The sequence below is a fragment of the Gemmatimonadales bacterium genome (genome assembly GCA_041390145.1).
GTDB lineage: Bacteria > Gemmatimonadota > Gemmatimonadetes > Gemmatimonadales > GWC2-71-9 > SPDF01.
In genome coordinates this window covers 117,707-137,777 of record JAWKQM010000005.1, presented here as the reverse complement: position 1 = coordinate 137,777, position 20,071 = coordinate 117,707, and the positions used below count along the sequence as shown (strand labels likewise).

Below are 20,071 nucleotides of genomic sequence, written 5' to 3'. Positions count from 1 at the left end.
CGGTGCGTGGCGCTTGATGTAAGTCAGGGGGAGCGGCGAAACTCCTCCGGCCAGTCCAAAGACGGACTGGAACGCGGTCCCCATTGACCGCATCTCCACGGGACCCTGCACCGACGACCTCGGGCGGCCCCAGAGAACCAGTGACCGTTGCTCACGCCCTTTTTTGGCGCGAGCTGCGGCTCCGGGTTCTTTGGGGCCGCTTGGCTTTTCTGCCCGAGGTGAGAGGTGTATTCAATGTCCACTACAACCGCTGTACCTGCCAGTACGCTGTTCGGGAGCGATCAAGCCGCCAAGTGGCTCCAATCCGTTCACCCCAAAGACCCCCCTTGGTGCAAGGGCCTGCTACTGAAACTGGCCAAGTCCGACAGCATCCCCCACGTCAAGATCGGGAGACACTTCTTCTTTCGCATCGACGCACTCGCTTCATGGATGGGAGCTGGCGGCCAGCGCTACCCCGGGGGCTGGCGCGTGGAGGTGGTGGGACCATCCTGCGGGCGCTCCGCCCACAGAACTAAGAAGGGAGTTGCTCCGCGCTCGGGAGAGGTACCCAAAACTAGCTCAGAGAGGGGACGCCGCGGATGAGCACGCCCCTCACGCTCGCCCAGCGATTCGCTGCCCGCCTTGTGGGACTAGGACGGGCCCATGGTTGGTATTCGCTGCATAATTCACGCTCGCAGGTCGAGGGTCGAAAGGTGGAGGGCCGGGCCATAACACTTCGGGAGCCGCCAACACTGGATCATTATGAACGCCATCTCTCCGGGGAGTACGGCCTGGGGATTGTCCCGATTCGCGACGACGGCACGGTGCGGTGGGGCGCCATCGACATCGATCAATACGTGGACCTCGACATCACCGCCAAGGCCGAAGAGTCCGAGCGCCTTGGCCTGCCGCTCGTCATGTGCCGCACCAAAAGCGGTGGGATCCATGCCTATCTGTTTTGTGCCGAGGACATCCCCGCCGAGCTCGTGCGCAGCAAGCTGCAGGAATGGAGCGTGGCGCTCGGCTTCCCGCGCGCCGAGATCTTCCCCAAGCAGACGCGGCTGGCCTCCGACCGGGACGTGGGCAACTGGATCAACATGCCGTACTTCAATGGCATGGAGGGCGGGCGCTATGCGGTGATGCCGGACGGGGGAGCGCTAGATCTTGTGGCATTCCTCAATGTGGCAGATGCCGTAGAGCTTTCCCGAGCGCAGCTGGCCAAGCTCACCGCGCCGGTTCTGCCCGGATCACAGGGGGGCTCAGTGGCCCCCGCTGTGCATGGTGAGCGTGCCTTCGCAGGGCGGAACGAGGAGTTGACCAGCCTTGCCGGCGCGATGCGGCGCCACGGAACGGGTCAGGCGGCAATCCTAGCAGCGTTGCGTGAGGAGAACTCATCGCGCTTCGATCCCCCATTGCCGGATGTCGAACTGCAGCACATCGCGCTGGGCATGACCCGGTATGAACCGGCGGCCCAAAAGGGTGACGAGCGTTCCCGCTTCACAGACCTAGGGAATGCACGCCAATTGATCGTCGATCACGGGCCAGACATTCTCTTCGTGCCGGGAGTTGGATGGCTGGTGTGGGATGGGTGCCGCTTTGCCCCCGACAACACAGGCGGCATCGACCGTCTAGCCAAGGAAACGGTCAAGAGAATGTTGGTGCAGGGCGCCACGGTGGCAGAGGACGATTCTCGGAAGCGAGCCGTGAACTGGGCGGTGACGAGCCACAGTGTCGGGCGCATCAAAGCAATGGTAGAGCTGGCGAGAACGGAGGCGGAGGTCATTGCCGCGCCAGACGATCTTGACGCGGATCCAATGCTTTTGAACTGCCGGAACGGGACGATCGATCTCCGGACCGGCTGCCTCAGGGAGCATGATCGTGGCGACCTAATCAGCAAACTCGCTCAGGTGGAGTTCGACTCGGAGGCGACCGCCCCAAAATGGGAAAGATTCCTTGAACGCGTGATAGCGCCTGAAACAATTCGCGAGTTTCTTCAGCGCGCTGCTGGATACTCCCTGACAGGACTCACCGAAGAGCAATGCTTATTTCTGCTGTATGGCCTCGGGGCGAATGGCAAGACAACATTTCTAGAAACGCTTGGCTACGTCATGGGTGATTACAGACAAGCCATGAATGTCTCAACGTTGACTTCTCATACCCGATCCGGACAGGGGCCTTCGGAGGACATCGCCCGCGTCATCGGTGTGCGATACATCACGGCAGTTGAAACAGGCGATGGCGTGGCCTTCAACGAGGTGCTTCTAAAGCAACTGACCGGCGGGGACACTGTGACCGCGCGCCATTTGTATCGTCCAAGCTTCGACTTCCAGGCCCGATTCAAGCTCTGGCTCGGAGCAAATCACAAACCAACAATTCGAGGGACTGATGACGCCATTTGGCGGCGAATTCACCTCGTGCCGTTCACCGAGCAAATCCCGGAGCCTGAACGCATACGGGACCTTCCCCAGCAACTGCAAGCCGAGGCCTCGGGAATCCTGAACTGGGCGCTGGGCGGACTCGCCGCATGGCGGGCTGAAGGACTGGGGGTGGCCGAGCAGGTCCGTGCGGCGACAAAGCGATACCGCGAGGAGCAAGATGACTTGTCTGCGTTCATGGCGGCACGGTGCGTTCTAGACCCAGAAGCGACGGTGGGGGCGACGGCATTGTACGAGAGTTACGAAGACTGGTGTGAACAAGAAGATCGCCTTCCTGGTTCTCAGACTTCATTCGGGACTCGCCTCAGTGGGCTGGGATTCGGCAAGGTCCGGCGGCAGGATGGGACTAAGAAGGCGTGGGTCCGACTTGGCCTGTCACTGTTGCCCGAAGCGCTCTGACAGCCACGGACTTAGGCGGCCTAGTCGGCCTAGAAGTTCAGAAGAAGCTTAGGCTCGGTGCTTCTAAGGAGAAAAGTCGAGGACCGGGGACAGCTAGGTCCCGAGGGCGGAGTCACGAGCTGCGAATTGCCGCCGACTCCACCCTCGGCCTAGCTCGGGGGTGGCCTGATTTCCCAGGTGTAAGAGCCGGGCGTCCTGCTCGGGGAAGTCAGATCATCGGCCCAATTGCCGCTCCAGAGGAGCAATTCTTTATGTCGGAAAAAATGGTCGCTGATGGGCGAGCTACCCGGCGGCGACCCCGAGGGACGGAACTAGATCTTCCGCTCCCCCGGGCAGGCTTTCGATTTGTCAGATCCTCATCCCCCCGGGGACGCCCCCTCCCCGAGTGGGATTTGGCCTTCATGCTCGGTCGCCCGAGGGCCGCGAAGTGGCTTCGAGCGGGCCTAGGAGGCCTTCTCCCCACGCCGCAACGTGGGGGGGTCTCTTTGCCCTCCCCGCCTGGAGTCGGGTGCAAGGGTCAACCAGTGCATGGGATTGACCCCCCTAGGCCCGGCGGGCCTAGGGGTCATGGTAACTCATTATTCTGCAACCGTTTATAACTCTAGGGGCCCGGCCTGGGCCCGGGAGTTGTAGCTAGAGGCTGTAAGTAAGCGTAGATTCCGCTGATGGTTCCACTATGCAACGTTTCAAGGTTTCACCAGAGCGGAGCAACGGTCCATGACACAGACGAAGAGAGGCCTGTCCCCAAGGGGCAGCATCACGAAGAAGAGGAACGGCAAGTACAACGCCCGAGCCTACATCGGCGTGGACCCAACGACAGGCCGGGAGGTCCGGCTCAAGAAGACCACATTAACCCAGCGTGCAGCGCAAGAGTGGCTCGCGAAGATTCTCAGCCGTAAGGACAGCGGCGATCACGTTCGCCCCGGGCCTCAACGGCTTGGGGAATGGCTGGCCGAGTTCAGCGGGACATTCCTCGCCAATAGGAGCACACGGCGGCGGTTCGACTTCGACCGACGCATGGCCCGTCATGTCCCCCTGGAATTGCGCGCCCGACGCCTGGCTGCCCTTACCTCCGCCGATTGCACCAGGCTCTTCACGCAACTCCAGGAACAGGGGCTCAGTCCGGCCACCATCCGCCACATCCGCGGGGACCTCCGCCAGGCCATGAACCGCGCCGTGAAAGATGGGCTCGTTCCGCGGAATGTCGTCTCCCTGACAGATCCGCCGGCGATGGTGAAGGTTGATTATCGCTGGTTGACCTCCGAGGAGATGCGCATCTTCCTGATCGAGGCCGCGAGGGACCCCTACGGCCCACTCTTCACCCTCTTGTTGTACGAGGGCGCGCGCCCGGGAGAGGCGTACGCACTCCAGTGGCCGGACTGGGAGGAAACGTCCAAATGGTTGACGATCCGGAGGGCGGTGGACTCCGCGACAGGGGCCGGACGTGCGTTCAAAGTCCCCAAAACAGGGAAGTCTCGGCAGCTCGCCCTCTCACCTCCGACTCAGCGCGCACTTCTCACCCAGCGCGCCGCTCAAGCCAAGGTACGCCTCGGGCTCGGGCAAGACACCAACCCACTGCGGCTCATATTCCCCGCAACGCCAACCTGGCGCGCCGATGGCACCCTGCGGAGTGGGCCCTTGAATCATGACGTGGTAACTGCACATTACCATCGTATCGTTGCCCGGCTCGCACTCACGTTAGTGGGAGCACAGCTGGAGGCCCCAGTATCGCGCGGGCGGACGCGCAAGACCTACCGAGAGGCGAAGCGCGACTATGACGCGAGGGTCCTTGCAGCCCTGAAGGAAACGGGTTTGGACCGCCTCCGGTTGTACGACCTCCGGCATTCGTCCGCGACTCTAGGCCTGGAAGCGGGCGAGGAAATGAAGACGGTGAGCGAACGCCTCGGCCATTCGACCTACAAGCTGACGGCGGACACCTACTCTCATGTGCAGGACTCAATGAAGCGTCGGAGCGCGGACGCCCGCGAGGCGCTGCTCTTCCCCACTGCCGGGGGGAAGGCTACCCCGCTATAGCCGCGACGTCACAAACAAGGTCGACCAATGGCCGGATCTGCCGGGCTAGCAACGCAGCAGCCCACCTTTCAACCAACCCTCAAATGTGTCGGGGGTATAGAGATATCCCGCCCAAAGTGTCAGTTTCTGCCTAGGATTCTCAGTACTGGAGGGGTTCGGAGTGGCTCGTCGCCGATCGCGTGGCATCATCTCCGGCACCCGTGCCCCTCTTACCAAAGCGACCAACGCCCGCTAGACTCTCAGAATAAATCTGGCGGAGAGATGAGACGCTGCCTTTCTACGCACCATCAATAGCTATCAATTGAGAGTGAGGATTCCGCGCCTATGGCTCACACTGTGGCCCGAATTCGCGCCGGGGCTGTGCTCGGCCTGATTGCTTCGATTGCAGTTTCGAACAATGCTATGGCACAGAAGAACTCAGTGTCCTTCGAGGCTGGAGTCGTCGAATACGATGCTGGCGCAGATGAGACCTACCCACTTTTCATACTACGCGGAGGGCGGGAGGTCTTGCCTTGGCTACGCATCGGAGTAGGCCTCTCCATGGCATCGATCGGGGAAGTACCTCGCGGCCCTGAATTTGAACCAAATGGATCAGAAACGCTCTGGCGAGGTTATCTCACCGCTGTAGCAGTCTCAAATCGACCCTTTGCTCATAGTGGTATTGCTGTAATAGATCTGATCTCCCCGGAAGCGGGGATCGGAATTGGCGTGGTACATTCTGCTGGGTTGACGGTCAATACTGATGCGTTGTCTGACCCTTATTCGGGAATTGAAGACAAGCCCACTGGATTCGCAATTGGGTTTACCCTCGGGCTCGGTGTAGAACTCTCCCCGAAGGTTTCACTCCGCGCCACCGGAGGCTACTGGAGTGACGATCTATACGGAGGCGCGCTCGACGACTTCGAGCTTACAGGTGGGGTTCAATTACATTTTTAGGACGATTCTGTGTCGGAAATGCTAGAATCGCTGCAGCGGTACACTCTTTTCGCTGGAGGTTCATAAATGCGCGCCCCAACATTGACCCGCACGAGGCTCGCCATCTTTGCCGCTTTCTGCGTGGCCACCGGATGCGGTGAGAGTAGTCCGTCACCCACTGGCATCAATAGCAACTCCGCGCCGCCCCCCACTGTTGTAGGCCCCTATCACGCTACAAAGTTGACAGTGAAGGAAGCGGGCACAACTACCGACCTTATTGCCGGTGGTGCACAGATCTCACTCATTCTCACTGACAGCGGGACGACAACTGGGAGCATAGTTATTCCTGCTGCATATTCAGAGTCAGGCGTGGAGGAAACGCTTGCCCTCGATGGAAGCTATACGTATGATGCTGAAACCGGCACAATAACGTTCGACCAGGTTGCGGATACATTTATTCGCGACATGGCTTGGAACGCCGGTGGGACGGAGCTCTACGGCATTCTTGATGCGGGCAGTTACACCTTAGACGCGACATTGAAGCTCGGCAACTAGTTGGGCCGGGAAGGGGCACACCGCGTCTCAAACCTTCGGACTCGGTTTTCGAGGCGGTCACTACTGGCCGCCTCGTGGTCCCTTCGAATTGAGGGGGGGGGGGGACCGCATTGCCTGAATCTTCCCTCTGGGACTTTCTACTCCCCTTCGGGCCGAATCGATGACCTCGTCCGATGGGTGAGTAGGAGCGCTGGAATCCTGTTTCTGAGGTTCGCCTGCTGAGGCGTGATTTTCCCATCCCCACACATCCCACGGATCCGGCCAGCTCATGCCTTCCACGTTGCTCTCCAGGTAAAAGGGTGCCCCCAAGTTGGAAGGCACCCCTCAACACAGCGTCAACTGACTCCAAGAGATTTCCCGCTAGCCTCCCGACCCGTGGCTGGCGAACGCTGCCCAATGTCTAGGGTGCGGCACCGTCTCTCCTGCCCGAATCCGTGAACACGCGCTCTTCGTTAATCCGGTAGCCTCCACCAAGACCTTGAGTGGTACGCCCTGAATCTTGGGTAGGATCTCAGCCCGGAACGCATCCGGATCCGTCGGGGCCTTCCCTGCACCCCACCGCTTGTTGTCCCGAGCAATCTGCCGCATCGCCACCCGGCGCTTCGCTCCCGCCTCGGCACCCCGTCGGGGGTCCGGTGCCTCCCCCGCCTGGATCGGGGTGAGGGTTCTGTGCTCCCGGGTAACCACCCGGCTCCCTCGCCTCGGGCGCGTGGAGACGCCTTGGCCTCCCATCGGATTCCCAGCGGTCCGTCGCCCATCGGCACGGTAAGGGGTCTTGGCCCGTGCGGCATTGCTCTTCGATTCCAGGAGGGTAGCGACCACACGCTGCGCCTCAGGCAGGACCAACCGCGCCCACCGTGCTCCCGTTTTGATCAATTCCTCGGTTAGGGGTGGCATCAGTCGGCATTGCCCGTCGGGCAGCTCGAAGAAGTCTTCCTTCCGAAACTCCCGCCGCTCAAACAAATCCAGGACATAGGCGTCGACACGCGGACGGGCGGGCTCCATCAGGTCACACGCCAGGGAGTCCCGGTTCCGCTGGTCGGTGTGAATGAAGCCCAGCATCGGGTCCGCGCCCACGGACAGGGCCGCAATCCGGGCCTCGGCTTCCAGAATAGCGTAGAGGTAGTTGAGAATGGCGTTGGTCGGGTTGACCGCCTTCCGGGCCCCGGCACCGGTCAGTGGGGAGACCCGCGTCCCGAACTGTCGCCAGTAGGCGGGGCGGCGCTTGGCATCTCCCCTGGCGAAGGGGATCGACACGTCCCGCCATGCCTTCCAATAGGCGCCCGCCGCCACGGCCTCCAGCTTTCGCACCTGCTCCAACGTCGAGGTAGACGCTAACTGAGCCAAGACGCGCCCCAAGGCGGGGCGCGCGTCACGGTTGGGGGGCAGTCGGTCCAGAAGGGCGAGCTGGCCCTCAACCTTTCGTCGGATGAGGTCTTCGGCGATGCGACCCGCGAAGCCGGTTTCCCTTGCCATGGCCTGATTCCGTCGCAGGGCTGGGAGAACGGTCCCGGACCGCGCCGCCACGAAGAGCAGCGTCCCATCCCGCTTGAGGTGAATGAGGGGCACCCCGACGTCGTGGAGCCACTGGAGGGCGTCGAGCGTGACCGAACCCGCTGACCCGATCAGGACGAGCCGCTTGAGGGATTGGTCAATCCGGCTGAATCGCGCCCCGTAGCGCTCCTCCCCGAGTCCATCTTCGATTGTGAGGTACCCCCGATTGACGCTCACTCGGACACCGTGGCCCGAAAGGGTCAGGATGCCGTCCCGAGGCCGGGCACCACCTGGTGCGGTCTTCACGTCTTCAATCCCAAGGCGATCTGCGGGATCATCCTGACGGGACTACTCTCGACCCCCTGATAGCGAGGGTGCGGCGGGCCTGGGGGAGGGCTCGCGCGGTCATACCCCACCAAGACGCGGAGACGGTCATAATCCAGTTTGGCTTCACCACTAAACCACGGTTCCAGCGCGATCTCTAACGCCTGGATCAGCCCAACTTCCGCCGACTCCTCCCGGTGGGATCGATCTGGTGCCATGTCCTTGAGGAGCCCCGGCACTTCGGTGAGGGACGGTCCCTCCAGATCCGCATCACCCCTAAAGGTCGTCAACTGGGACTTCCACAGGTTCGGACGCACGAGGTGGAAGAGCCAAGTAAAGAGGTGCATCTGTAGGATTTCCTTCGAACAGCCGTGGTTCTGCATCTCAGCTAACACTCCTGGCTCACGGATATCACGGGCCAAGGCCGCCTTCGCTTTTCGGAACAACTCACCTACGGCAAACTGGGCTCGGGGCGACAGGCGGTGCGCAAGGTGTCGGGGCAGTTGAGAAAGTTCAGGGACAGCGATGCCCGTTCCAGCGAGCCACTCCTGCGAGACACCCAGCACCTTCGCCAGCGCTTCCCTTCGACTCTGGCGGCATCGCTTGTCCCGCTCGCCCTTCACCAGGTGATCTAAGGTCTGCGAGGCGTTCCCAATCGCCTTCGCTGTTTTTTGGACAGTCCAACCACGAGCCTCAATCGCTGCGGCGAGGCAGCGAGGATTGACGACCACATACGGGTCGTCCTTCCACCCAGATTTCCCTCTATGAACTCGACGTGCTGGCATCGGGATACCCTCCAATAGTGCCCCATTTGGATTGTCCCAAAGATACCATGATGTTTGTTTGTTCGGTACCCCTTACCGAAGGAGTGCCTATGTCGACGCGTATCCCCCTCTCCGAGGCCGCCCTGCGGCTCGGACTCACCTATCACCAAGTCCGGGAGCGGGTCTTCCGGCAGGAGCTGGTCGGCGGTCGCGACCAGTTCGGACGGTTCTACATCGACGCCGAATCCTTGCCGTCGATCCCCAATCACGGGGCACGGTCGCAACCAGCGGCCTAAACAAAAGCGCCCCCGGCTGGACCCCGGTGGCGCTCACTTCTGAAGGAATTCACAATGTCTTCAATCACCAAGAAACCTAGCGCCCGGCCCGCCCGGCGAACAGCGGCAGTCCGGTTCCGCGGCACCATCTACCTCTCGGCCCCGCTCGGCCTCCGGGGATCCCGGGAGTACGACGCATCCCTGCATCGGATCCGGTCCCACCTGCCCGGGGTGACGATTCTGGAAGCCCTCAAGTACTACGAGGACGTCGATGATTGGCGTCGTCGCCGGGCGGCCACCATCGCGAGCACTCAGGCCTTCGTATTTCTCAGCCTCCCCGGCGGCATGATCGGGCGCGGCGTTTGGGGCGACCTCGAGTTGGCCCAAGCTGCTGAGATCCCGATCTACTACCTGGGCGAGGGCGAGGCACTGGCGCCGAGGAAGGCGCTCTCGTTCAGCGAACCGGACGAAACCGACTGGACATGCTATGTCCAGGTGACGGCGAAAGTGGGGGGATGAGATGCCTCCCAAGAAACGACCAGCCAAACCATCGCCGAAGCGTCGAAAGAAGCCGCCCCCGATCCGCACCGCGCGGCCGATCTACTCGGAGTCCCGGTTGCGCGCCCTGTCTCCAGACGAGGCGCACGCCCGAAGCCGAGCCCTGGAGGGCATCAGCCTGATGCGGCGGGAGGGCTATTCCTTGGCGCGCGCGGCGCGCGAGGTCGGGCTGACGTCGAAGGCGGTCCGCAGTTGGGGAGGACCGACCGTCCGCAAGGTGGGCCGGCGCTACGTCGCCAAGAGATTCGACAAGCTGGTGCGCCAGATGAAGGTGACCACGGTCCGTGGGGTCATTTCAGTCCCGATCTACGACTCGCGCGCCGCCTCCAAGCTCGGGGCCTACCACGCTGCCGTCAGGCAGGCGCTCGACGGCAACGTGGGCGCGCTCAAACCATTCCGAGGCAAGACGCTTCGGACGGGCGGCAAGCAGGCGTTCCCCTTCATCACCGACATGCGGGTACTCGCTCGACTCTACCAGGCGGACGTGCTCCCCGACTACGAGATCTACGCCCTCTAGCGGGCGAAAGGATGGCATTCCATGGCTGAGGCAGGCAACGCCGCCTTGCGCGAGGCGGCACGGTGGCGGCGCATCCCCGAAGAGGCGCGCTGCGCCGTCTGCGGCACCAACAACCGGGTCGTCCTGACTGCCTGGGGCGATGACTGGCGTTGTTACCAATGCGGTAGCTGGGCTCACCGTCGATCGGTGATGGAAGCCCACCACATTTTCTCACGAAAGGTGTCCCCAGTGACCATCGACATCGCCGCCAACCTCCACCGGGAGCTGAGCGACCAGCAACTCGCGATCCCGCAAGACATCCTGAAGGCCGCCCCCGAGAACCCGGTGGCCTACATCCTGATGATCCTCTACTCGGTCCGGGACTTCGCGAAGACCATCGTCGGGTACCTCGACCGGGTGATTCAGTGGCTGCGCCAGCACCTGGCGTGGCTTACCCAGATGCACGGTCCCGAGTGGTACAAGCAGCACGCGCCCTTGTTCGCGGCGGCGCTCCCGTGACACACGACCACGGCCCGGACCCGGTCTTCGTGGGGCTCCGGGCCTTCATGGCCCCCGTCAAGGGATCGGCCCCGCCTGCGGAGCGGCCCCCATCGAAGCCCAAGGGACGCCGGGCCAAGGGGTGGCCTGACCTGGTGCTGCTGATCGACACCGAAACGACCGTGGATGCCATCCAGCGACTCCGCTTCGGGAGCTACCGGCTCTGTCGGTGGGCACTCGGCGGCGAACCCGGCCCACGAGCGGAGTGCATCGAGGAGGGCCTCTTCCATGACGATGACCTGGCGCCCGCCGAGGTTCGGGAGCTGCAAGACTACGTGCGGGACCACCAGGCGGACACCACGCTCCTCGCGGGCTCGCCCCTCGCGCTGTACTCCCGCCGGGAATTCCTCGACCATGTGCTGTGGCCGGCCGTGCGGGACGGGCTGACCCTCGTCTGCGGGTTCAACCTGCCGTTTGACCTGTCCCGTTTGGCCATCGGCTGGGGTGAGACCCGTCCCAGAGGAGAGGCCCGGTACTTCGCGCGCGGGTTCTCGTTCCCGCTCTGGGATTGGTTCAACCCGAAGACCGGCGAACGGGAGGAGCACCCCTACCGCCCGCGCCTCCTCATCCGGCACCACGACAGCAAGCGGGCCCGGTTCGGGTGGGCACGGTGCCTGAACAAGATTGTGGGGAAAGGGCCCAAGGGCGCGCGTTCCAAACGTATCCCAAGCCTGTTCCTGGATCTCCGTACCCTGGCTTTCGCCCTGACCGATCAGTCGCACTCCCTGGCGAGTGCGGCCAAGACGTTTCGGACGCCGCACCAGAAGACGGAGGGAGACCATGCGGCCCGGCTCACGGCCACGTACATCGACTACAACCGCCAGGACCTCCGGGTGACGCAAGAATTGTTGGAGGCGCTCCGCGCCGAGCTGGATCTGCACGAGCTGGACGTCGACCCGTGGCAGGTGCAGTCCCCGGCGTCATTGGCCAAGGCCTGTTTGCGGAAGATGGGCATCACGCCGGTGGGCACCCGCGCCCAGGCGGTGCCCGACTGGGTCCACGGCGCGGCCATGGAGGGGTACTACGGGGGACGCACCGAGTGCCACATCATCCGAACCAGCGTCCCGGTGGTCTACACCGACTTCCTGTCGATGTACCCGTCGGTCCAGTCGCTGGCCCAACTTGAGAAATGGCTGACGGCGGGGTCGCTCCACCCGGTCGCTTGCACCGCGGTGGCGCGCCGGACGCTGGCGGGGGTCACGCTCAATACCTGCCTCGACCCCTCGCTCTGGCCCCAGCTGCGGTTTCTGGCCCGTGTGGTCCCCCATGACGACATCCTCCCGGTACGGGCCCAGTACGCCACCGGGTCGGACAATTTCGGGATCGGGGTCAACCGCCTCACCTCTCGGGAGCCTATTTGGTACTCCGGGTTCGACCTGGCGGCGTCGGTCCTGCTCACCGGGCGCGTCCCACGCATCCTAAAGGCCGTCACCCTGGAGGCGAGGGGCACGGCTCCCACGCTCCGCGCAGTTAAACTGCGGGGCCAGGTGCCGCTCGATCCCCGCGTCGGGGACGTATTCCGGACCTTGGGCGAGGCGCGGGCCGAGATCAAGCGGGACAACTCGCTCCCCGAGGAGGAGCAGAAACGGCTCCGGGGGCTGCTCAAGGTGATCGCCAACAGCGGGGGCTACGGCATTCTGGCCGAGATGAATCCGCAAGATCTCCGGGAGGGCACCACCCTCCCTGTCCAGGTGATTGGCGGGTCGAGTCGCTTCACGGTCGAGAGCCCGCGCCCCGAGCAGGCCGGGGAATACCTCTTCCCGCCGATGGCCTCACTGGTCACCGGGGCCGCGCGTCTCCTCCTGGCGCTCCTGGAAGCACTGGTCCGCGAGCAGGGCGGCACCTACGCCATGTGCGATACCGACTCCATGGCCATCGTCGCCGCCGAGGCGGGGGGATTCGTGGCCTGTCCGGGTGGGCCTGAGCGGGGCCCGGCGGGAGAACCCGGTGTCAAGACGCTGTCGTGGGCGCAGGTCCGGGCCATTGTCCACCGATTGGACGCGCTCAAGCCCTATGGCCCCGCCGTGCCCGAGTCGCTCCTCAAGGTCGAGGACGCCAACTTCCGGGACGGGCAACAGATCCAGCTCCATTGCTTCGGCATTTCGGCCAAGCGGTACTGCCTGTTTGTCGAGGGGCCGGACGGGCCGGAGATCGTCAAGGCGTCCGAACATGGCCTGGGGCACCTCCTCAACCCGACCGATCCGGAGGAGACCGAGCGAGGCCCAAGTGGCGTCCCGGCGTGGATCGAGGCCGTGTGGCGGCACCAGATCCTGGCCGCGCGGGGCCAGAAAGCGCCCCCGCTACCCTCCTGGACATCCCGCCCCGCCGTGGCGCGGCACGGGTTTACGAGCCCCGCGCTCCTCCGGCCCCTGCACCAAGGCCAGCGCGACCGGGCCTATGGTGACCAGGTGAAGCCGTTCAACTTTGCCCTGACGGGCTATGTGGTAGCGGGGGGCGAGCCAGCAGGGGCCAACGCCTCATCGTGCCACCTGATCGCCCCATTTGAGCGCGATGCCCGGAGGTGGGAAGCACAGCCTTGGCACGACACCCACAGCATGGTTTCCTGTTACATCACTACGAGCCCGACCACGTCGAACCACGTCGCCCGGGTCAAATCAGTCGCGGACGTCATCCGGGACCACGGTGCCCACCCAGAGTCAAAAAGCGCGGCACCGGGAGGCGCCCGAGTGACGGGGAGGACCGTCGGCCTCCTGGAGCGGCGCCATGTCACACCCCTCTACTTCTTTCGGCTGGGCAAGGAGTCCAATAAGCTGGAGGCCGTGTTACGCGGAGAGATTCAGGCGCTGGAGGAAGTACAGGAGATCCATGAGAACCCAGGGGCCACGGCGTGGGAGGCGGTGTGGTTGCCGATGCTGCAAACAGTCTCCGCCCAGGAGCTGGCCGAGGCGACGGGTATCTCGGGGAGCCTCATTCATCGGTACCGGAAGGGAAGGGTGCGCCCACGCCGCCAGACGCTGAAGTTGCTCATTGGTATGCTGAGCGGGGAAACAAGAGTGACGGATGCGGTTGCCACGAGACTCAGGTCGCTGGGCTAGCGCTTCGGTCGATCACGGGCATATTGGCTGTGAAGAACGCCGAATGTGGGGTTACGATTCAGCTGCTAGTGACACTACCACATTGACGGCCCCCCTCCCTCTCAGGTGGTAGGGATGAGTGACTCAATTCTGCCAGATATGGATCTCCTTCGCCAGCACTGTTCGGACGAAGCATTTAAGACGTTCGCCACTGCCGCCATTTTCGAGCGCCGGCTTTGGTGGCCGAAGTTCGGACTCGATGCGATCACCTACACAGGGCTAGCAGTTCCCCTCCTCGTCGGGGGCGTAGCCCTCTCCTTTGGGCTCAAGGATCGGGCTCTCCCAGTACTGCTCTGGATTGGAGGGGTTGTACTCGTTACCCAGCTCCTGCTCTCGCTTGGGGCATTGGTTTTTGCATGGACGGCGAAAGTCGAATACTACAAGCTGTCCATGGTGGACAACTATAGACTCTCCCGTCGCTTTCAAGAACTTGCAAAGCGCGGGGGAGGAGGCCTCGAAAGCATCGTGGCCCTCCTCGATGCGGAGAATGCGTCTAGAACTGAGACAGATCTCCGGATGTCGCCAAGCCAAGCTGAGAAGCGCTACGGGATGCGGGCTGGGCTACGACACTTTCAGCGTTCCTGCGCAGGATGTCGATTGGTCCCGCTGTCCCTCTCACCAGGTGATTGCCCAATTTGTGGATCCTTTCCAAGGAGGTATGCATCATGAAGCACCGTATAGCCGTGGTTCTCCGAGGCTTTATGTCGCTCGACCCTTCTGAACGCCAGTCCTTCATGGCCGAGCTCAACTCCTTTCTCAAAGGAGGCCCTCAGGCAGAGCTCGTTGTCGAGGGCGTGCGGACTGCCGAACGGATGGAAGTCGGGCCCCTGAACCCCGGTTGTCCATGCTGTGGTCGATAGAGAAGTGATGTTCTGAGTCGTGCCGGCACATGTACCTCCACCACACCCTTCAATAGGGAGGTTGAGATGAATGCCAAGTATTGCATCGGCCTGACCCTCGCCTGCGGGCTCGGGCTCGGATGCATGAGAGCTGAGGACGCGCCGAAGATGGAAACCGGCAAGCCCGCAGTGGCAACCGCGCCCGCTGAAGGGGTCTATGTGCCGTGGGGTCAGCACTTGGACTCAACCTCGAAGCCGATGTCATTGCCTTCTATGGCGGCGGGTGACGATGACGGGGTCTTAGTCTTCACGGAGCTTACGACCGGGCCCATCGATTCCCTACATCTGTACTACGTGGACGCCGACAGCGGAACAACAGGGGCTCCTTTGGCGGTCGGACAGTACACGAGCTTCTTCGGTGTGCCGCACGGCCCCCACACAATCCAACTCAAAAGCATCCCCGCCGACTGTGTGGTTCAAGGTGAGAATCCCAGGGTCGTACTGGTTAGTGGCCCCGACACAAATTGGGTCAAGTTTCAGGTAGCTTGCAGGTAAGCGCCGACCTAACAGGCTGTCGGGTCGCGTTACGCATACGAACACAAATCGTCAAGTCGGAGTCGCAGCTTTAGTGCGGTCTGTTTTGGGAGCAGAAGGCTCGGCCGGAGCATCGCAGCATGGTGCTTCGGTCGCTTCTTTTTGGCGAGGGCCGGGGCAACGAAACTGACACTCTGAGCGAGATATCTCTATACCCCTCAAATGTGTCGGGGGTATAGAGATAGAGACCGATTTCTTGTTCACTCGCCTGCTCTGTAACACCTACGCCGCCGCCTGAGGACGAAGCCGGTCTAGGTCTGGAGCGTATCCCCCCCCCATGGAATTCCGACATCAGATATCGGGCTGGCCAGCAAGCTTCCGGCTTGCATTGCGAGTGATTGACGTAAGATTGACGGGGTATGCTCAGGTTGGAACAAGGGCCAGGCGCTACCACTGGGAACGGTCTATCGGCCGACACCGCAGGACACGATTAAAGAAGATTCACAAACTGGATCATCGTGCGTGAGGTCCCACAAGCACGCGGGGGGCGTCGAGTGGCTCTAGTCATTTGCCCGGATTGCGGAAAGAATGTCTCTGGCACGGCTCCCGCCTGCATTCACTGCGGTCGCCCGATGAGAGTCCCGTCTATCGAGGACACATCCGCCACTGTGCAGCCCCTTGCCCCACTTTCGGGCGGCGCAGGTGAGTTCCACAACCTCGGACATTGCGCCAATTGTGGAAGTGCGGACGTGAAGCTCCTGCCCCTCGTCCACGCCGATGGAAAGTCGGTATCTAGCAGCGTTACAGGATTTGTGGGTGTCGGGGGCGGGAGCGGAAAGTCGGCCATTGGCGCGGCTGGGGCGGTAACTTCCAGTTCCCAACAATCTCAGCTGTCAGCACTTTCCGCACCACCGACCGAGCCCTCGGAGCCGATAAGATTTGGGTGGGTATTCGTCTGCCTGGCGGCCACGCTCTTTACCATCCTCGCGACAACTTTGCTTATTGGAACCGTAATTGGTGTCGGAGTATTCGTAGTGGGGTATTTCCTTCAAGCTCCATACCAAGCCATCAATGAGGCAGCCTATCAGCGGGAGCGAGTTGAGTATTCGAGAGGTTTGGAAGGCTGGCGGCGATCGTTCTTGTGCATGCGTTGCGGGACGATCACAGACCCGTCCGTCAAGGTCTAACGTGGGTGCAGTCTCCGCAACGATTAATTGTTATGGGCGCCAGCACGAGCGCCCCCGGCGCAGAAGTGCCTTTTTGCTGGGCGGCAGACAAGGAGGAACAAGTGTCGGATGCTGAATGGGCGATCATTGGCGTTGTGGTTGGTGGAGCGCTCACCGGCCTCTTCAGTTACGCCCTGCAGATGCGGCAGTTCGCCCACACCAAAGAGATGTTCCTCCTCCGGCATCAGAGTCGGGAGGTAGTCAAGGGCCTGCTCCTCGACATGCTCAGCCACGAGAGTTTTACGGATCGTTCATACGCGGCGCTGAAGCGGCCTATCGGCGGGTATACTGACGAATCGATTCGCCAACTGCTTCATGAAGTGGGTGCGCGCCGACTCGAGCGAGCCGATGGTACGGAGTGGTGGTATCTCATGAGTCGCGGGGAAGAGCGACTGGCCAAGCGGGCAAATCAGTGAACCGTCCTACCCTGGTACGCGTATCGACGAATTCGGCGGTTCGGGCTTTGGGACAGGAGTGCCTAGAGTGTCGGTCGCTGGACGCGCCGGCGTCAGCCGCGAGCGCCCTCGCAGCTGATGCGCCATTCGTTATGCAGTCGCCAGTTGTTCAGAGGTGTTAAGAATGAGCGCACTGCTACCCCTCGACCGCCCCGCACTTGTTCGGCGGAGTCGACAGCTCAACTACGCCACCATCGCGTACAACAGCCTTGAAGGGATCTTTGCGATCGGGGCAGGTGTGGTCGCTGGCAGCATCGCGCTGGTGGGGTTCGGCATCGACAGCATGATAGAAGTGAGCGCGGGAGCAACAGCCCTCTGGCGGCTACAAGCCGACGCGGACCCAATTCGCCGTGAGCGGGTAGAAGGGGTTGCCCTGCGACTGATCGGCGTGTCCTTCCTAGCACTCGCAGCCTATGTGAGTGTCGAGTCCCTTCGAGCGCTGGCAAGTCGGACCGCCCCGGACCGATCGTGGTTTGGTGTTCTGCTCGCGGTGCTGTCTCTGATCATCATGCCGTACCTTTCATTCGCAAAGCGGACTATTGCCGTTCAATTGCAGAGTGGGGCGCTGGCGGCTGAAGCAAAGCAGACGCTAATCTGCGTCTATCTCTCCGTGATCCTTCTGTGTGGGCTCCTGCTTAACGTGTTGGTGGGCTGGTGGTGGGCGGACCCTGCGGCGGCCCTGGTCATGGTCCCTCTAGTCACTTGGGAAGGAATCGAGGGCCTCCGCGGACGGTCGGCGTGCGGGGACGGGTGCTGACGTCGCCGAGCGCTATGTCAATCTCACCACTTCCAGACGATCCCAATGCGGAGGAGCTTCGGGCGCTCCTCCTCGACGATGGCGCTGCAACCCGCCTTCGATTCTGCAATACGTTTCCAACTGAGATTGAGGCTCTCGTCCAAGCACTGCTGGCGGGATTCCAAGCGTATCGACGTCTGGACCAGAAAGTCGCGCCGGATCGTCGACGAGCCACAATCGTAGCGTTCTACTATACGGCGTTGAACTGTGTCCTGAGTTCATCACAACTTCTGCTAGCGGGGTACCTAGCAGCCGCGGGTCATCTAATGCGTCACTTTACAGAGGCGACTGCGCTTTGTCTGCTATTTTCGCACCCTGGGATTGACGCGTATGACAGATTGTGCAGGAATCACAAGACGTTTCCATACCATACCGCGCTTGAACTTGTGAACAGGCAGCGCAATCGCAAGCTTCTAAGTATCGATGGAGATCGCTGGAGGGCATTCATGGAGCTTGCTTCATTCTACGACCCTCATAGCCATGCCTCGTTCTTCACGGTAAGCGCGAACCTTCTGTTGTCGCAAACTGGCATGCTTGGAATCGGTGGAGAGTTCGATCCTGCGAAACTCCCGGCCTATCGCTGGGAACTCGAGCGTCGAGTACAAGCCCTCCACATTCTTGTGGAAGTGGAGCCGGCGCTCTTCTCGCATCTCAACGGTGAGGCGGCTCCTCAATCTTAGCCAATCTTGCCTGGCGCCCGCCCTCCCAGCGCATGCAGCAGACGAGGGCGCGCTGGTAGCTGGAAGGCACTAAAGCGGGTGGCTGACAGCTCCCTGTACCCCTACTTGGCTAGCTTGCTACCCTCAAAAGCCCCGTCAAATACCCCGCAAAAGTCCAGTGGAAAAGTCCAGCCACCCTTGCACAAAAGTCCGGAGAAAAAGTCCGTCAAACGGACCCAGAAGTTATCCTTTGGCCTGCTCCGTGACCGCCGCCGCCGCCGCCGGCGTACTGGCGGCCTGCGAAGGCCACCCTGGCCCACCAGAGCGAGGAGCCGTTCCGCGAGCTGACGAACCTCGACTGAAAGATGCTTCCGCCGACCGCCACCTCAACATGTACGACGAGTAGTTGTCGGCAGGTGACGCCGCCCGGGAAGCGCTTGGTGACGTGGGTGAGTGTGAGCGTCAGGAAAATGTAATCACCCCACCACCGAGCGGGCCGAGAAGCTGATGCGGCGCATCGCCGCCCTCGGTCACACTGTTCCCGGGTCCCCCGGCGCTATTTCAATTCCAGCCGATAGGCGGCGTGACAGGTTACACAGGTCCCCGTGATCGCCGCCAGGCTTTGAATCGCCGCGGCGGGCCCTGCGGAGGCATTCGCGGCCAGGGAGTCGAAGGCGCGGTGCGTCGCCATGCCGTATTGGAGGAAGCCGCCGGGGAGGATCTTCTCGAGTGTCGGATCGGCGGCCATCACCAGCCCGGACGCGGCGGCGGCCCGCTGGATGGCTGCCGTATCGGACTGCGCCGCGCCGGCCAGGACCCCCTGCACCGAGCTCAGCATGAGACGCATCTCGGCAAGCACGGCGTCCCGGGCCTCGATCGGGAGTGGGACCGCAGTCCGGCCGTCGGCGGACTCAGTGGTGACGGTCGCGGTCTCCGGTGCGCGGGTGACGGCGCGGACGGTCCACACGGTATTGGCCGCGGTCCAGAGGGCAAGGACGATCATGGCAGTGCGCATACAATCTCCTGGGGCGTTGTGAGGGGTTTATTTTCCGGCGATGTTCGTCGATCGCTTCCGACCTCGTCGCCGGGCCTTCTCCAGCATGACCAGGAAGCCGAAGGTCTGATCCTTGATCTGTGCGTGGCGCAGCAGGTCCCAATGACGGTTCAGGTGTTCATGCAGGAATTCGACCACGTGATCCAGCTGCACCACACGGGACCGGCTACGCCCAGTGGGCCGGCCGGTCCCGAAGGCGATCAACCTGACGTCGAGCCCGATACCCGAGTCGACCGTTGCTTCCCCGTTCTGAAGCAATCTGTCAACGGCGCTCGCCACGGCATCGGTGGAACAGCACGCGAAGCGCGAGAGAACTGCCCTCAGGACTTTCGGATTGGTCGCTCCCCGATTCAGGGTGGGCGCTCCTTCCTTGACCTCTCCGATGAGCAGGTGGCCTCGGTCCGTCGCTACGCCCAGGGCCGGGTCTGGTCGAAAGTCGGCACCACGGCCCGATCCGATGGTGACCAGCCCTCCGGCACGGGGGAGTCGGAGGGCGATGATGTCAATATCGGTGGCACTCTGAACGCCCCCACCCTCGAGCGCTTCGAGCACCGGGTACTCGGTGACCGTGAAGAAGCCGTTGACGTGCAGGTACGCCTGCACGAGCCCGACGGCGTTGTCCATACA

The 20,071-nt window shown here is 62.4% G+C and carries 17 protein-coding genes; 13 read left to right on the top strand and 4 right to left on the bottom strand.

From position 1 onward, the window contains the following. Positions 1 to 578 precede the first annotated feature (578 nt). From R2910_05560 to R2910_05545, 4 genes are all read left to right on the top strand, one after another. Positions 579 to 2,813 (top strand): phage/plasmid primase, P4 family, encoded by a 2,235-nt coding sequence (locus R2910_05560; protein MEZ4412431.1) that lies wholly within the window; start codon positions 579 to 581, stop codon positions 2,811 to 2,813. A gap of 717 nt (positions 2,814 to 3,530) precedes the next feature. Then, positions 3,531 to 4,847 (top strand): site-specific integrase, encoded by a 1,317-nt coding sequence (locus R2910_05555; GenBank protein ID MEZ4412430.1) that lies wholly within the window; start codon positions 3,531 to 3,533, stop codon positions 4,845 to 4,847. Positions 4,848 to 5,171: 324 nt separating this feature from the next. After that, complete coding sequence (locus R2910_05550; protein MEZ4412429.1) at positions 5,172 to 5,783, top strand: hypothetical protein; 612 nt, start codon at positions 5,172 to 5,174, stop codon at positions 5,781 to 5,783. Between the two features lie 66 nt (positions 5,784 to 5,849). After that, positions 5,850 to 6,317, top strand: coding sequence for a hypothetical protein (locus tag R2910_05545; protein ID MEZ4412428.1), 468 nt, complete (start codon positions 5,850 to 5,852; stop codon positions 6,315 to 6,317). Positions 6,318 to 6,677: 360 nt separating this feature from the next. On the opposite strand, the gene cas1 is transcribed toward R2910_05545, so the two are convergent. Together cas1 and R2910_05535 are read right to left on the bottom strand one after the other, a co-directional pair. After that, complete coding sequence (gene cas1, locus R2910_05540; protein ID MEZ4412427.1) at positions 6,678 to 8,117, bottom strand: CRISPR-associated endonuclease Cas1; 1,440 nt, start codon at positions 8,115 to 8,117, stop codon at positions 6,678 to 6,680. Continuing rightward, the gene (locus R2910_05535; GenBank protein ID MEZ4412426.1) at positions 8,114 to 8,920 is read right to left on the bottom strand and encodes a helix-turn-helix transcriptional regulator; all 807 of its coding nucleotides are present in this window, start codon (positions 8,918 to 8,920) and stop codon (positions 8,114 to 8,116) included. Before R2910_05535 ends, cas1 begins: the two co-directional genes overlap by 4 nt. Before the next feature lie 89 nt (positions 8,921 to 9,009). On the opposite strand from R2910_05535, the gene R2910_05530 reads away from it, so the two are divergent. The 9 genes from R2910_05530 (at position 9,010) to R2910_05490 (ending at position 18,411) form a co-directional block, all read left to right on the top strand. Beyond that, a complete protein-coding gene (locus tag R2910_05530; GenBank protein ID MEZ4412425.1) occupies positions 9,010 to 9,195 on the top strand; it encodes a hypothetical protein in 186 nt (61 codons plus the stop codon). A gap of 54 nt (positions 9,196 to 9,249) precedes the next feature. Further along, positions 9,250 to 9,693 (top strand): hypothetical protein, encoded by a 444-nt coding sequence (locus tag R2910_05525; GenBank protein MEZ4412424.1) that lies wholly within the window; start codon positions 9,250 to 9,252, stop codon positions 9,691 to 9,693. A 1-nt stretch (position 9,694) separates the two neighbouring features. Then, positions 9,695 to 10,249 (top strand): hypothetical protein, encoded by a 555-nt coding sequence (locus tag R2910_05520; protein ID MEZ4412423.1) that lies wholly within the window; start codon positions 9,695 to 9,697, stop codon positions 10,247 to 10,249. A gap of 21 nt (positions 10,250 to 10,270) precedes the next feature. Beyond that, the gene (locus R2910_05515; GenBank protein ID MEZ4412422.1) at positions 10,271 to 10,747 is read left to right on the top strand and encodes a hypothetical protein; all 477 of its coding nucleotides are present in this window, start codon (positions 10,271 to 10,273) and stop codon (positions 10,745 to 10,747) included. Further along, entirely contained in the window at positions 10,744 to 13,842 is a 3,099-nt protein-coding gene (locus R2910_05510) for a helix-turn-helix transcriptional regulator (protein MEZ4412421.1), read from the top strand. Before R2910_05515 ends, R2910_05510 begins: the two co-directional genes overlap by 4 nt. A gap of 114 nt (positions 13,843 to 13,956) precedes the next feature. After that, positions 13,957 to 14,550 carry a hypothetical protein gene (locus tag R2910_05505; protein MEZ4412420.1) on the top strand — a complete coding sequence of 198 codons (594 nt, stop codon included), beginning with the start codon at positions 13,957 to 13,959 and terminating at the stop codon, positions 14,548 to 14,550. A 1,923-nt stretch (positions 14,551 to 16,473) separates the two neighbouring features. After that, entirely contained in the window at positions 16,474 to 16,896 is a 423-nt protein-coding gene (locus tag R2910_05500; GenBank protein MEZ4412419.1) for a hypothetical protein, read from the top strand. A 163-nt stretch (positions 16,897 to 17,059) separates the two neighbouring features. Next, a complete protein-coding gene (locus tag R2910_05495; protein ID MEZ4412418.1) occupies positions 17,060 to 17,692 on the top strand; it encodes a cation transporter in 633 nt (210 codons plus the stop codon). A 485-nt stretch (positions 17,693 to 18,177) separates the two neighbouring features. Continuing rightward, positions 18,178 to 18,411 (top strand): hypothetical protein, encoded by a 234-nt coding sequence (locus R2910_05490; GenBank protein MEZ4412417.1) that lies wholly within the window; start codon positions 18,178 to 18,180, stop codon positions 18,409 to 18,411. Between the two features lie 535 nt (positions 18,412 to 18,946). Here the strand turns inward: R2910_05490 and R2910_05485 are convergent. Together R2910_05485 and R2910_05480 are read right to left on the bottom strand one after the other, a co-directional pair. Next, positions 18,947 to 19,405 (bottom strand): hypothetical protein, encoded by a 459-nt coding sequence (locus tag R2910_05485; protein MEZ4412416.1) that lies wholly within the window; start codon positions 19,403 to 19,405, stop codon positions 18,947 to 18,949. Between the two features lie 27 nt (positions 19,406 to 19,432). Next, positions 19,433 to 20,068 (bottom strand): hypothetical protein, encoded by a 636-nt coding sequence (locus R2910_05480; GenBank protein MEZ4412415.1) that lies wholly within the window; start codon positions 20,066 to 20,068, stop codon positions 19,433 to 19,435. Positions 20,069 to 20,071 lie beyond the last annotated feature (3 nt).